The sequence below is a fragment of the Altererythrobacter sp. MTPC7 genome (genome assembly GCF_042851395.1).
In the GTDB taxonomy this organism is placed as follows: domain Bacteria; phylum Pseudomonadota; class Alphaproteobacteria; order Sphingomonadales; family Sphingomonadaceae; genus CAJXSN01.
On record NZ_BTGS01000010.1, the window covers coordinates 93,047 to 107,072 of the forward strand.

9 protein-coding genes are annotated in these 14,026 nt (G+C 58.1%); 3 read left to right on the forward strand and 6 right to left on the reverse strand.

Annotation, left to right across the window (positions count from 1 at the left end):
- Positions 1-194: 194 nt before the first annotated feature.
- Both ACGHJ7_RS10365 and ACGHJ7_RS10370 read right to left on the reverse strand, forming a co-directional pair.
- Positions 195-1,145 carry an MlaD family protein gene (locus ACGHJ7_RS10365; protein ID WP_006834175.1) on the reverse strand — a complete coding sequence of 317 codons (951 nt, stop codon included), beginning with the start codon at positions 1,143-1,145 and terminating at the stop codon, positions 195-197.
- Complete coding sequence (locus tag ACGHJ7_RS10370) at positions 1,118-1,663, reverse strand: MarR family winged helix-turn-helix transcriptional regulator (protein WP_119511589.1); 546 nt, start codon at positions 1,661-1,663, stop codon at positions 1,118-1,120. The genes ACGHJ7_RS10365 and ACGHJ7_RS10370 overlap by 28 nt, the downstream gene beginning before the upstream one ends.
- 108 nt (positions 1,664-1,771) lie before the next feature.
- Between ACGHJ7_RS10370 and ACGHJ7_RS10375 the strand changes: the two genes are divergently transcribed.
- Genes ACGHJ7_RS10375 through ACGHJ7_RS10385 form a run of 3 tightly spaced genes read left to right on the forward strand, consistent with a single transcriptional unit; the run spans position 1,772 to position 5,981 of the window.
- Positions 1,772-2,899, forward strand: coding sequence for an HlyD family secretion protein (locus ACGHJ7_RS10375; RefSeq protein ID WP_063511170.1), 1,128 nt, complete (start codon positions 1,772-1,774; stop codon positions 2,897-2,899).
- A gap of 3 nt (positions 2,900-2,902) precedes the next feature.
- Positions 2,903-4,456, forward strand: a complete 1,554-nt coding sequence (locus tag ACGHJ7_RS10380) for a DHA2 family efflux MFS transporter permease subunit (protein WP_006834177.1) — start codon at positions 2,903-2,905, stop codon at positions 4,454-4,456.
- A gap of 37 nt (positions 4,457-4,493) precedes the next feature.
- A complete protein-coding gene (locus ACGHJ7_RS10385; RefSeq protein WP_006834178.1) occupies positions 4,494-5,981 on the forward strand; it encodes an efflux transporter outer membrane subunit in 1,488 nt (495 codons plus the stop codon).
- A gap of 440 nt (positions 5,982-6,421) precedes the next feature.
- Here the strand turns inward: ACGHJ7_RS10385 and ACGHJ7_RS10390 are convergent, their stop codons facing one another.
- The 4 genes from ACGHJ7_RS10390 to ACGHJ7_RS10405 form a co-directional block, all read right to left on the reverse strand.
- A complete protein-coding gene (locus ACGHJ7_RS10390) occupies positions 6,422-9,358 on the reverse strand; it encodes a TonB-dependent receptor (RefSeq protein ID WP_006834179.1) in 2,937 nt (978 codons plus the stop codon).
- Positions 9,359-9,777: 419 nt separating this feature from the next.
- Positions 9,778-10,749 (reverse strand): alpha/beta fold hydrolase, encoded by a 972-nt coding sequence (locus tag ACGHJ7_RS10395; RefSeq protein WP_390477150.1) that lies wholly within the window; start codon positions 10,747-10,749, stop codon positions 9,778-9,780.
- Positions 10,746-12,383, reverse strand: coding sequence for an NAD(P)/FAD-dependent oxidoreductase (locus ACGHJ7_RS10400; RefSeq protein ID WP_063506924.1), 1,638 nt, complete (start codon positions 12,381-12,383; stop codon positions 10,746-10,748). Before ACGHJ7_RS10400 ends, ACGHJ7_RS10395 begins: the two co-directional genes overlap by 4 nt.
- Positions 12,380-13,990, reverse strand: a complete 1,611-nt coding sequence (locus ACGHJ7_RS10405) for an acyl-CoA synthetase (RefSeq protein WP_006834182.1) — start codon at positions 13,988-13,990, stop codon at positions 12,380-12,382. The genes ACGHJ7_RS10400 and ACGHJ7_RS10405 overlap by 4 nt, the downstream gene beginning before the upstream one ends.
- Positions 13,991-14,026 lie beyond the last annotated feature (36 nt).

The window sequence follows — 14,026 nt, forward strand, 5'->3', positions numbered from 1 at the left end:
AGATATTTCGGTCAAGCTGAAAAGCCCGCAAAAGGCCCGCAAAATCCCTCTAATGTATTGGTTCGATGCCTTTTTTAGGACTCGGAATTTCAATTTCAAACTTGACCGCGGAGTAGGTCGTTATCCGCTTTGCGCTCCAATCTCCGCTATTCTACGGGCTGCGCGCTCTGCCCGGAAGCAGTCATCCGTTCGGTTTACTTTAAATCATCGATATTCGTTCCAGCTTCTCTTCTTTTTGGCCGATAGTCTGGGAGGGGAGGATTTGATGTAATTCCCTCAACCTGAATATCTTCGATTTTTTCACTGAGAGGAGCAAGTTCGCGACTAAGCTCGCGAAGGTCCGTTTCACCTTCAACCAAAGAATCTTCGACCGCCGGAATGCCACTCCTTATCTGGGAAAGTTTGTTTTCAGCGTTCTGCACCCCCTCCCTGAATTGGCGAAGGCGTCGTTGCGCGATAGCAGAAGCGCTCCGCCCTGAGATCCGCCGATCTGCATCTCGAAGATTATTTCCCCATCCACCAACCCTTTGCCCTAAGTCTAACAATCTTCCTTTTGTTGAGGCCAATCGTTCGTCCCAACCTTCGGCGTCCGATGCGAGTGCGGCCGTCGTGACTCGAAGCCGGACAAGATCGGAGGTGATCACCCGTTGCTTTTCTGGCTCCAGTCCTTCGTTCAGAGCGCGAATGCTATTTGCCACGGTCTCTACAGTGGCGGTCGCATCCCTCCCCAATAGTCCGGTTTCGTCCGCGGCGGGAATGATCTTTTTTCCTGACTTGTCGGTGTAAATGCCCTGACGACCCCGTCGGCCCTCGAGCACGAGCGCAGCCTCTCCAGTTATCAGATCCGTGCTGATTGTCGCTTCAAGGCCGTGGACTTTCGCCGCAGAAGGATCGAGAGTCAGAACAACGACCACGTTTTCCGGTTCATTTTCCGCCAGACGGACCGATGTTACCTGTCCCACAGGGACTCCCGATAGTGTTACAGTCGATCCCGACTGAAGGCCTTCCACGGAGCGATCAAACTTGATCTGATATGTTTCCTGATTTGGTCTGGGATCGATTAGCCACATCGCGAAAGCGATGGTCGTAAGCATCAGAATGCCAACGATCCACGCCACTAGGGAGAAGTTTGCGTTAGTTTCCATCTAGCACGCCGCCAGCGGTTTGTTCGTCCGGCAGAGGGCCGGTGCAATGAAAGTTCGCGTCCCGCATGCTCCATTCGGTTGTCCGCTATAGAACATGACCGAGGTTCGTCCCCTGGCGCAATCGCCACGAGCGGGGCATCCGGGCGCGTCGAATGTGTTTTGGTTTGAGATCGGCCTAGTCCCAACACGGGCGTGATGCCGCCCCGCCCGTGGCGACCGAATATTGCTATGACTTGCGCAAGCCGCGTCCGGTCACTCAAGCGCGAAGGCGTCATGTCTTCCAGGCCGCTGCTGGAGGATGTGATTTCAAGTCTCCTGGCGATGTCCGTCTGGTTCAGGGCAGGAGCTCTGATGAGCTGCGCCAACACACGCCACTGCGTACGATTGAGGCTCAGCGGCTGTGCTCGGTCATCGAATGCCTTGCGCGCGGCGCGGCTGATCTGGTCCATCATGAAGATCGCTCGATCATCGTGGGTGATGACATTGTCGAGTGCGAGAGTGCCCTCATCTTCTGGCATGAGACATTCCTATCGATCGGAGAAAAATAGTAAAGGACTTTCGCATTTTGTTTTGGCCGCTATATCGCTCGCGCAGCGGCTCAAACGATGGCGAGGAGCGAAATAATCATGGCGGACGAGACAGCAGGGGCTAGCGATGAAGGCGCACGTCCGACGGGGTTGTCCAGTCCGCGGGTCCGGCTGGGTCTGCTGATCGCCGGCATTCTGGTCCTGCTCGCCGGGAGCTACTGGTATTACAATCATCAGACGTACGGCAGATTCCAGCAGTCCACCGACAACGCTTATATTGCCGCCGACAGCGTCATCATCTCCCCCAAAATTGCGGGCTACGTCGAGCGCGTATTAGTGACGGAGAATCAAACGGTCGCGTCGGGCGATGCACTTGTCCAGCTGGACGTGCGAGATTATCGTGCCCAAACGAACCAGGTCGAAGCCCAGATCGCCGCGTCGCTCGCCGGAGCAGATACGGTACGCGCCCAGCAACAAGAGCAGGACGCGGCAATTGCCCAGGCCCGTGCACAGCTCGCAGCAGCATCTGCACAGGCTGGTCTCGCTGCTGAGCAGGTTGTCCGGTACCGCCCCCTTGCCGCTTCGGGAGCGGAGCCGCGCGAGAGGCTCGATCAGCTGGAGGCCCAGGCCAGAGAAGCGCAGGCTCAAGTCGCGGCAGCGCGCGCCGCGCTCACGGCGGCACAGCGCCGACAGAACACGCTTAGCGAGCAGATAGACCAGGCCAATTCGCAAGCCAACGCCGCTCGTGCGCAACTCGAGGCCGCCCGTCTGAACCTGTCATCGACCACGCTCCAGGCCAGTATTTCCGGGCGGGTGGGTGACCTCACGGTCCGACCTGGACAATTTGTCCAGCCTGGCCAACGCCTTATGAGCCTCGTACCGACCGACCGCCTCTACGTGACAGCAAATTTCAAGGAAACGCAGCTCGGACTTGTCCGCCCGGGGCAACCCGTCACCTTGGAAATCGACGCGCTGCCGGACCTCGAGCTATTAGGAAGAGTGGAAAGCATCGCCCCCGGGACCGGGGCAGAATTCTCGATCCTACCTCCGCAAAACGCGACGGGTAATTTCACCAAGATCGTTCAGCGCGTCCCGGTGCGCATATCCATTCAGGCTTCGCCCGAGATCCTGCGTCTGCTGGTGCCGGGCATGTCTGTTGTCGCGAGTGTCGATACGCGCGCCGCTAGAGACCAACTCGATTCGATCCGCAACGCGGCCGGAGACTGACCGATGGCAGGCGCCGCTGCAGCGGTTTCGCCGCCGGTCGAAAAGGCCGATGCTACGGCCTGGATCGCCGTAGCCGCCGGTGCGCTGGGGGCGATGCTGGCAACGCTTGACATCTCGATCGTCAATTCGGCGCTGCCGACGATCCAGGGGGAAATCGGCGCGACCGGAACCGAAGGCACCTGGATCGCGACAGCCTTCCTTGTTGCCGAGATCATCATCATCCCTCTGAGCGCGTGGCTGGAAAGACTGCTCGGCCTTCGCACGCTGCTCATCGTCGCGGTTTCTGCCTTCACGGCCTTTTCGGTGTTGTGCGGCATTGCCACCGATCTGACGACGATGATCATCGGTCGCACCGGTCAAGGGTTCATGGGCGGCGCGCTTATTCCAACCGCTATGACCATCGTCGCAAAGCGACTGCCTCCATCGCAACAGCCGATCGGCATGGCGCTCTTCGGAATGACCGTGGTTCTTGGGCCGGTAATGGGCCCGTTGGTGGGGGGCTGGCTTACCGAGAACCTGAGCTGGCACTACGCCTTCTTCGTCAACGTGCCCGTCTGCGCGTTGCTCCTTGCTTTACTATTCATCGGGCTACCCCATGAAAAGCCCGACTGGGTTTACCTGCGCGAGGCTGATTGGGCGGGAATAGCTGGTATGATCCTTGGGTTGGGTGGGCTGACCATCGTTCTGGAAGAAGGCCACCGCGAGGAGTGGTTCGATTCCACGCTGATCGTCCAGCTCACACTGATGACGGTCGTGGGTTTTGCACTTCTGACCTACGGACAGCTTTACGCGCGCAAACCCGTGCTCAAATTGCGCCTGATGCTCAGCAGGCAGTTTGCCAGCGTCGTGGTGATGGCACTGGCGCTTGGCATGGTCATGTATGGCTCGACCTACGTGATCCCGCAATTTCTCGCGATAATTTCCGATTATAATGCCTTGCAGACCGGACTTGTGATCTTCTGGATGGGCGTTCCGGCTTTCCTGTTGATGCCCGTTCTCCCGTTCATGATCCGCAGGATTCACATCCGCATTGCGGTCGGCGCGGGCATGTTCATCATGGCGCTAAGCTGTTTCGTCAGCATAAATCTGACAGCGGAATCGGGAGGTGGAGTGTTCACCGAAAGCCAGTTCCTGCGTGGCATCGGCATGATCCTCACGATGATGTTCCTCAACCAGGCGACGGTAGCTTCGGTTGCCAAGGAGGATGCCGGCGATGCTTCGGGCATCTTCAACGCGGCGCGAAACCTCGGGGGCTCGTTCGCGCTCGCGGGGCTTGCCTCGTTCCAGGATCAGCGCCAGTGGCATCATAGTCGACGCATGGAAGAAACCCTCAACGCTAACAGCCCCCGGCTACAGGAATACCTGGACGGCATGACGGCGTCGCTGGGCAGCCCACAGGCCGCGCTGGAGATGCTTTCCGGCATCATTCAGCGCGATGCGTTCGTGATGACCTACAACGATGTCTTTTTCGCCATGGGCGCGATTACCCTGGTCACGGTGCCGCTGGTACTGTTCCTCAAGCCTCTCCCGAAGAACTTATCCCTTTCGATGCACTGAGAACTCTATGCGCAAGACCCTAACCCTCCTCGCTCCCATGGCGCTCCTCGCGGGTTGCATGTCCGGTCCCGACTATGCCGGTCCCCCGCAACTTGCGACCGCCGCAGGCAATGCGTTCGTACGCGCCGGCCCCGAAATCGATCCGTTTGCGCCGATTGCCGGCGACTGGTGGACGCTGCTCGGCGATCCGGTTCTCAATGAACTGGAGGCGCGCGCGCTGGTCGGCAATCCGGGCGTGGCCGCGGCGCGCGCTCGCATCGAACAGGCAAGGGCTTCTGTCCGCCAGGAGCGCGCCAACCGGCTACCCGCCGTGGCTGCGCAGGCGACTGCGGTCCAGGCGAATATCCCAGGGCTAGATATCGGCAGTGGCCCGCCCCCGGGATCGCCCGGCGCTCCTGCAGACACCGAAGAGCAGGACAGCCTCAGCGTCTACAACGTCGGGCTCAATGCAAACTGGGAGATCGATTTCGCTGGGGGGCAGGCACGGCGTGTCGAGGCCATTAACGCTCAGGCTGCGGCCTCGGTGGCGAACGCCGAGGATGCGAAAGTCCAGCTCGCCGCCGAAATCGCGCGGGCGTATGTGAGCCTGCGAGAAGCGCAAGGGCGGCTCGAGCTTGTCCAGCGAGAGCGCGACTTGCAGCAGCAAATTCTCGAACTGACCTATCAGCGCTATACACAGGGCGCTCTCGCGTTGTTCCCGGTCGGTAACGCGAACGCCGAGCTCGAACTGCTCAAGTCGCAGATCGCGGAAGCTCAAGCGGACATCGATGTATTCAAAGACACGCTCGCGGTGCTGACGGGCGAAGCGCCCGGCGCACTCGACGGGCTCCTGGCGGCTCAGGCCGAAATTCCGCTTCCCCCCGAACGGGTCGCGGTGGGCGATCCCGCAGCGCTAATAGCGCGGCGGCCGGATGTTCGAGCCGCCGAACGCATGCTGGCCGCGGCGAATGCGCGCATTGGCGTGGCAGAGGCTGCTCGCTTCCCCAAGATTTCCTTCATGGGGATTCTCGGTTTGGGCGGATCGGAGCCCGACGACATCCTGGACCCGGGCAACTTATCGGCAATCGCTTTGCCGCGGCTGCAGTGGAACCTGCTTGATTTCGGCCGCACGGCAGCATCGATCGATCAGGCCGAGAGTGCGCGCGACGAGGCCGAAGCGCGCTATCTTGAAGTGGTCCTGGGCGCACTACGCGACGCCGAACAATCGCTTGCTCGGTTCGGGCAACAAAGAGCCAACGTAGCCGCGCTGGCGCAGATCAGTCGGCAGGCCGACACGGCTGCGGAGCTTAACGAGCAACGCCGCGCCGCGGGGGTAATCTCGCAAGGCGAACTCAACACTTCGATCCGCAAGCGCGAACAGGCCAGAGCAAATCTCGATCGGGCGATCGCCGCCATGACAAATGGCTGGATCGCGATCCAGAAGTCGCTTGGGTTGGGATGGGTCGAATTGTCTCGCGACAATCGCACGTCGGTTGAGCCAGCTCCGGTCGATCGAAAATCAGTTATGAAACCTGAACAGAGTTAGGATAAGTTTTCTCAGAAGTCTGCCCCGCAGCCCCTTCCAACTTTTCCTAACGCGTCAGCACCTCGTGCACTACGACCCAATCTTGGATCATAGGGGTCAGCATGTTTCCGCCTTTCGCAGAGTGCGTTTGCCAGTATCACCATCGGATATCCCGATTGCACTATTCGGTGACTCTTCATTGTCGTTTCTATGTAAGGCCTTAAGCTTTCCGCGAGCATCTCGTAGCGACATCAACGAGCGATCGTACAGGCATTTCGAGTGCAGCTCGCATTTGGCCGGTTCGATGACCGCCTCGTCGGTAGGCTTACGAGGCGGTCATCGAGCATTACGCCGCTCTGGAAAAGCTATAAAGTCATGGGTCGAAATACGAACTAGCTGGCACTGTCCGTTCGGGTCGTTGGGAGGACCACCGATCTCCCCGCCAACACGATCTGGACCTGTTAGAAACTGAACCCCAAAGCAACACCATATCTACGAGGATCCAAAGTGTAGATATTGGTAAAATTCCCCGAGGATGCGTCGGTCAAGTACAATCCTGTCACCGAGCTGCTGTCGAAAATGTTCTGAACGAATCCGCGCACGAACCAACGCTCATCCGCACTGTTCAACTGCACGATCGCGTTGGCTTGCACGAATGGCTCGATCCGGTTGACCCTGCCGTTAAAGATATTGCCGTATTGCTCACCAGTCAGCGCTACGTCCACGCGAGGAACCAGAGTCATGCCATTGTCGAAAGTGGCGGTGTACTGCACACCCATCGAAACCTTCATTTCGGGGGCCTGCGGCAACTTGTTCCCTTTTATGTTGACCTCTACGCCAGGGCTTAATACCGCAAGGCCGCTGCCCGCCGGAACGGCTCCGGCCAAGACATCGCAAATGCTGAATGCGCCGCTTGACGCAAGATTGCCGTCATTAGGAAATTCTTCGGGACCACGAAGACCCAGAGCTGCGTTCACTCCGGCCACGAATGCGTCGGCCGCGCCGGGGGCTGGCCCGGTTACGGCACAATTAGCACCGTTGCTAATATCCTTGATGATGACGGCATCAGGATCGCCGCCACCCGGGTCGCGCGGATTGGAGAAGAACTGGTCGCCGGCAACTTCCGCGTTGAGATAACTGAACGTCAAGTTGACAAGCCAATCGGGATCGGGCCGGATAACGGACTCTAGTTCCACACCCCAGATATCGGCATCGATAGTATCATTAACTGAGGTACGGGCGACGATGCGGCTAAGCTGCAACCCGCTATACTTATAGTAGAATGCAGTAGCGTTTAATTGCAGTGCGCCATTCGCAAAGGTATTTTTCGATCCGATTTCAAATGCGTCGATGGTTTCTGATCCGAAGCTTTCAGCCACATCGAAAACGGGCGAAAGGGGCGGGTTGATACCCCCGGATTTATAGCCCCTGGCATAAGATGCGTAAATCGAATTGTCAGGCGTAACTTCGTAGTCGAGCACCGCACGCCCGGTTATTTCATCGAAACCTACTTCTCTAAATTGCGTTAGCTGCTCACCTGGCGTACCAGGATCGGCATCAAAAAGACCAGAGGGACCGGTTAAGGGAGTGATCGGGCTGTCGAACGGCTCCCCGTCATTCGCGTAAGGATTGAGGAAGCTAATCAAGGTCGTGCGCGCAGTCACGTCTTTCTTGTCGTCGTTATACCGCAAACCTCCGGTGAAGGTCAGACGCTCGGTCAGGTCGACGTAGATCTCCCCGAACACACCGAAGCTCTCAAGATTAGCCTCGAGAGAATTGTTGCGGTACATGGATGTTGCGAAGTAGGATGGCGGTGCACCGCCTGCCAAAGTACCAAACGATCCCAGAATGGCACTGGCGTAGTCAAGCGCGAATGAGTTTACATAGTAACTGTTGTCGGTAGTCTTGGACTTTGCATAGATCCCTCCGAGCAGGAAATTGAATGCTCCGTCGAAATCACTGGAAAGGAGGATTTCGCCGCTCCAGGATTCGCGTTGCTCTGAAGACCTGTCGAAGGATAGCGGCGTTTCGCCGCACAATACATTACCTTCGAACGCGCCCCTGTTCCCATCATCGTTATCGGAGGTGCACAATACGCCCCCTGGGCCATTGGGGATGAGAGCCTCCACAATCGGGGTAAAATACGCCGACGAACCTGGCACGAACGCCGGTGCAGGTGCGGGGAGGCCGGTAGGCAAACCGTTGGCCGCGAAGCCGGACAACACGTTCAAGGCCGTAGCAAAGCCGGTACGATCCTGAATGCCCAGAAAGTAGTCCTGCCGGGAATCGACTTCGGTGTCCTGATAAAGACCGGTTGCAGTCAGTGTCATAGCTCCGATGCGCTGCTCGAGACGGGCCTGTAGCTGCACTTCATCGGCAAAATAGAATGGAGTATACGCCGTGTTTACCGTGCGCACATCGTCGGGCTTATCGAATCCTGCAAATGCGTCGGGGCCGTACAGGCTTCCCAATCCCAGTACTGAGGGAATTCCCTGAATAGCGAAGAACTCTTGCGAACTGAGCGTTGCGCCGACTGTGGAATTGGCATTGGTGATGTCAAAGTCGCGGCGATTGTTCAGACAACCCAGCACGCCGAGCGGGTCACGCTGGCAGGCCTGCTTTTGATTACGTAAACGGGTGTCATCTTCCCTGAAATAATATGCCATGAAGTCGAGAGTGGTATCGGCACCGGGTTCAAAACGAAGAGAACCACGAACAGCGTACATGTCTCGGTCGTCGACATCCGAATTGTCGAAAAGGTTTGTGGTGTAACCGTCGCGATTCAGAAAGAATCCGGCTACCCGAACGCCGATAGAATCGCCGATCGGGACATTGACCATCCCTTCGGCCTTGATGCTGTTGTAATTCCCATACTCGAACTCTCCGGCCGCGCCGAAAGAACCGAGGTCAGGCTTGGCTGTCACAAGGTTGACAACACCCGAGGTAGCGTTGCGGCCGAAGAGGGTGCCCTGCGGCCCCCGTAGGACCTCAATTCGCTCAAGGTCAAAATATTCTGTTTCGAACAGCCGGGTACCAAAAAGAGGGGAACCATTGATATGGATAGCCGTCGCTGCGTCACACGTCACACCAACACAAAGATCGCCGATACCACGGATGGTGAAGGACGACCCGGTGAAGTTGCCCTTCGAAAATGAGACGTTCGGGAGCGTCAATTGAAGGTCAGCAGCGTTTTCGATCTGCTGGCTTTCGAGAGCCGTAGCATCGAAGGCACTGACCGCGATCGGCACCTCTTGCAGACTTTGAGATTGGCGTTGGGCCGTAACGATGATTACGGATCCTTGGGGTTCCGCCTCATCAGTTGTGGGATCCTGCGCTAAAGCCATCTGCGGCCAAGCCAAGATGGCCGAAGTGGCGAGCACCATCGCTCTCAGTGTCATATAGCATCCCTTCCCATCTCTTCAGTGCGACGATAATTGGCTCCGCCGCTTACTGCAAAATGGGGCGACCTCGAGGGTCGCCCCTTAGTCTGTGGAGAGGAGAGGGAGAGAATTAGCCCAATCCCCGTCCATGGGCATATACATCCGCGTGATATTAGTAAAGCGCCTTATCTTTTGACCCCATGGGCCACGATCCAGATCGCACGCGGAGTGAACGTTTGCTAAAGATCAGCAATGGTTGGCGCGCTAAGCGAGTTGCTCCCGATAAAGCTTTTGCCCCAGCTGGCATCGAGACCAACGAAGCGTTCGCCGTGCCGACGGCGACAATAGTTCGGATATAGTACAAGATGAATATGGACGCCCTTTGCCCCCATCTCGCTGGCCTCTGACCAGGAACCAGCCTCTTAGTATGGGGGATCTCAGAGGCTCCAAAAGGCCAGTACCGCCCGAAGCGCAGCGACGAACGCGAGCGGCTGATCCAGCATGAGATGATGGCGTGCATCGGGCACTGCAACAATTGGTATCTTTCCCCCTCCCAGTTCCCGGATATAGCGGGCGGAATCGCGATCAAAGAGCTGACTTTTCTCGCCGTACACAATCGCTTTGCGCCCGGGCGCATCGACCAGCCTCTGGCCTACTGTCAGCCATTCGTCGGGCTTGTTGCTGCGCCGGAACACTTCGGGAGAAAACTTCCATGTCCACTCCTCGCCATCGCGGCGGAGAGAGTGATAGGCCATGTAATCCATCAGGAACGGCTCACCAACTGCCTGCGGCGGCGACAGGATATACCTCTCGCGCGCCGCTTCGTAGGTCGGGTAGCGTCGCACCGGTTTGTCAGGATTACCCGACCCGGGGCTCGATCTGCCCATGGTCCAGTATTTCTCCAGCTTTTCGGGCCGCATCAACATGAGATCGCAGACAATAACGCCGGCGAAGGCATCCGGCGATTGGGAAACGGCGGTCAGCGCTGCACCCGAGCCGAAACTATGGGCGATGATCGTCGGTCTGCTTCCATCCGCAAACAAATCGAGCGCTTCGCTGATCTCGACAAATTCCTTTCCCCGCGCAGCTATATCGGCCACGCCGCGCATCTCGCTATCGCCCATACCGGCCAGATCGAACGCCACCACGTCGTAGTCTTCGGCAAGGTACGGTGCGATGAAGGCAAAGCAGCGGGCATGGGCGAGAAAACCGTGAGTCATGAGCAATTTGGGCCGGTCACGCCTGCCCCAGCGAAGATAATGCACCCGCGCGCCACCAACCTCTACGAAGCCTTCCTCACGGGGCACGCTCAGCGCCCAGGCGAACCATTCGGGTATATCCGCCCCGTCGCCGGCCCATACGGGATCAATATCTGTTGACCCGTCGTGGATTGGTTTCATTTCATTCATTTCGGCGCAGTCTCCATACCGGATAGTGTATTCCTGATAAAACCACGATAATCGTGCCGTGCGACATCGTGGCATAGATCGGCGTAACCAGATACGCTGGGGAAATTGATCAGTTGTCGGGGTTTGCCGGGAATATTGGCGCCCATGTACCACGATTCAGCCTTGGGGAAGAGCGTCATCGACCCTACTTGGGCGACCATATCGGTCCAGCTTCGCTCGGCCAGCGCATCGGCTTCGAAAAGGCCGATCCTGTTATCGCGCAGCCAGATCCGGAAATCGCAGATCCAGTCACCCTGGATTTCGGCGCTTGTCGGACCGTTGGAAAAGCCTGAAGGGCTGAGCGGGCCGTAGGCGAACAGCATGTTCGGAAATTGGGCGACGGCCATGCCCAGATAGGCTTTGATCTCACTCTTCCATGCTTCTGCCAGCGCCAGCCGACCGCGGCCGGTGATGTTCATGTCGATGAGCCCGCCACGACCGGCATCGAAGCCGGTCGCGAAGACAATGAGATCGCACGGGATCATGCCAGTGGCTGTTTCTATCCCGGCCTCGGTGACGCGAGTGATCGCGGTGTCGTTCAGATCGACCAGCGTAACATTGTCTTGTGCGAAGATCTCGTAATAATTCTGTTCGAGCGATGGTCGCTTGGTCCCGAAGGGATGTGGCGGCTCATCGGGAGCGAGCTTCTCGGCAATGGTCGGGTCGCAGATCCGCTCGCGCACCTTGTCACACCAGAACTCGTAGGCGTGGCGATTGGCGTCCTCGTTCGTCAGTATGTCAGCGAAATTATGATACCAGAAGCGCAACCCTCCTCGCTGCCACAAATCCTCGAAATGCGTAGTCCGCTCTTCCTCGGTCACAGCCAGGGCCGAGATGTCCAGCGATTGGCATTCGAAACCGCCACTTGTCGTAAGCCTTTTGTGGAAGACAGCGGGATATTCGGATTTTTCGCGAAGCTGACGATCAGCGTCCAGTTTTTCCTGCCGCATGGGAAGGGCGAGAATCGGGGTTCGCTGAAAAAGCGTCAGCTGCTCCGCGCAGCTTGCCGCCTCCTGCGCCACCTGTACGCCGCTGGCACCCGTGCCGATCAGGGCGATCCGGCGGCCGGAAAGGTCGATGCCTTCCTGCGGCCAGCGGGCGGTATGGCACCATTCGCCTTCGAAATCGCTAAGGCCCAGGATATCGGGAATGTAGGGTTTCGAGGCGAACCCCAGGGCCGGCAAGAGGAAACGCGCGCTTACTTTTCCGCCATCGTCGAGCTTCAATCGCCAGCAGGCGGTGTCTTCATCGAACGGCGCGCTTTCGACCCGTGTTTTCATTCGCATTGCCGGCCAGAGGTCGAGCGTATCGCAGACGTGGAGGAAATAGGCGCGCAGTTCTTCCCAGCCTGGAAATCGTTCGCTCCACGTCCAGCTTTTCCATACTTCCGCAATGGAAAATTCGTAAAGTGGAACCTGGGAATCGACCCGTGCTCCCGGATAGCGGTTCCAGTACCAGATTCCGCCCGGCTGCTCCGCTGCGTCTACCAGCAGAACATCGAACCCCGCCTGACGCAGCTTGTAAAGCAGGTATATTCCGCTGAACCCGGCCCCGACGATTACGACATCATAGTCAGGAGGGGGCGAATGGCTCACGAGGCCCCGGCACCCGCTTTCGCGATGTCTTTAGCCGTAGTATAATCCGCCTTGCCGTTTGACGCGCGCAAGGCGGTTTGCGTTGGGCAAATCGCCTTGGGCGTTTTGTAACCTGCCAGTTGCTGGCGCACGTGATCCTTGATCGCTTGCGCGTCGAAGTCCGCATCCTGGGTCAAATGCACCACAGCGGTCACCGCTTCGCCCCATTTTTCGTCAGGCACCCCGACGACAAGCGCGTCGGCAATGGCGGGATGGGTTTTGAGCACTTCCTCCACCTCCTCGGGGTAAACCTTTTCACCTGCGGTGTTGATGCAGACGCTGCCGCGGCCCAGCAAGGTCAGGCTTCCATCGGATTCCACCCGGCACCAGTCGCCCGGGATGGAGTAACGCACGCCATCGATCGTCCTGAAAGTCTTGGCCGACTTTTCCGGGTCCTTGTAGTATCCTGTGGGGATTGCGCCCTTGCGGGCAATAAAGCCGGGCACGCCGCTCCCCGCCTCGACCTTCCGGTCGTTCTCGTCGAATACGTCGCAAAATTCCCCGATCCCGAATTTCGCGGTGTTGGTGCCGCCCTGTGCGGTCGTCACCGACAAGCCGTAGCCCAGCCCTTCCGAAGCGCCAAAACTGTCCATGAGGATGACCTGGGGGATATGTTTGCACAGGCCCGCCTTTACCTGTTTACTCCACATGACGCCGGACGAGATGATCGAAATCAGGCTGCTCGTGTCCCAGCGCTTCGGGTGGGCGTCCAGCGCCTGCAGCATGGGTTTGGCAAAAGCGTCACCGACAATGGCGATGCTCTGCACCTTGTGCTGGTCCACCGCATCCCACAATTCTTCCGCGTCGAAGGATGGATCGGACAGCGTGACGATGGCCCCGCCCGACATGAGCGTGCCAATAGCAGTAATGAACCCGGTTCCATGCATCAGCGGGCACGCCGGCAAAGTGATGCGCGCAAGCTCGCCCTGCTTCACCAGGGCCACCATTTCCTCCATGGTCTGGGGAACCGGACCCAGCAGCTTTTGCGCGTCGAGCTGAGCCTTGCGCATATCATCGTGTCGCCACATCACGCCCTTGGGCATGCCGGTGGTACCGCCTGTATATATGAACAGCAGGTCATCGGGAGAACGCTCGATATCGAGAGGCGCGCCGTTACCTTCTACAAGTTTTTCGTAAGGAAGCGCGAAGGAAGCGATCTGCGAAGCATCGCCGATTTCTACAAATGTATGAACCTTGGTCAACCGTTCCTTCAGTTCAAGAATGCAGTCGCGGAACTCGGAACTGTAAACAATTACCTCGCTATCGGAATCGTCGAAGATGTAGAAAACCTCCTCGGGACGGTAACGATAATTGATGTTCACGTGCGTGAGGCGGCCCTTGAAGCACGCGGCCATCAATTCCCCGTATTCGGAACGGTTGCGCATGTAGAAGGCTATCTTCGCCCCGTCGCCTGCACCTTGCGCGCGCAGATTGCGCGCCAAATTGTTCGAACGCTTCGACATTTCGGGCCAGCTAATGATCCGGTCGCCGTGAATCAGCGCCGGAGCATCTTCCGGGACCGCAGGTTCGATTGCATCAAGGATGTCGCCAAGGTTCCAGTCGATCACGTATTAATTCCTCTCTCCTTGGTGGCCACGATTTTG

What these genes read in the sequence shown, in the direction of transcription:
- ACGHJ7_RS10370 (WP_119511589.1), bottom strand. Translation starts at nt 1,663, where the DNA reads ATGCCAGAAGATGAGGGCACTCTCGCACTCGACAATGTCATCACCCAC.
- ACGHJ7_RS10385 (WP_006834178.1), top strand. Translation starts at nt 4,494, where the DNA reads ATGGCGCTCCTCGCGGGTTGCATGTCCGGTCCCGACTATGCCGGTCCC.
- ACGHJ7_RS10365 (WP_006834175.1), bottom strand. Translation starts at nt 1,145, where the DNA reads ATGGAAACTAACGCAAACTTCTCCCTAGTGGCGTGGATCGTTGGCATT.
- ACGHJ7_RS10375 (WP_063511170.1), top strand. Translation starts at nt 1,772, where the DNA reads ATGGCGGACGAGACAGCAGGGGCTAGCGATGAAGGCGCACGTCCGACG.
- ACGHJ7_RS10390 (WP_006834179.1), bottom strand. Translation starts at nt 9,358, where the DNA reads ATGACACTGAGAGCGATGGTGCTCGCCACTTCGGCCATCTTGGCTTGG.
- ACGHJ7_RS10380 (WP_006834177.1), top strand. Translation starts at nt 2,903, where the DNA reads ATGGCAGGCGCCGCTGCAGCGGTTTCGCCGCCGGTCGAAAAGGCCGAT.
- ACGHJ7_RS10395 (WP_390477150.1), bottom strand. Translation starts at nt 10,749, where the DNA reads ATGAATGAAATGAAACCAATCCACGACGGGTCAACAGATATTGATCCC.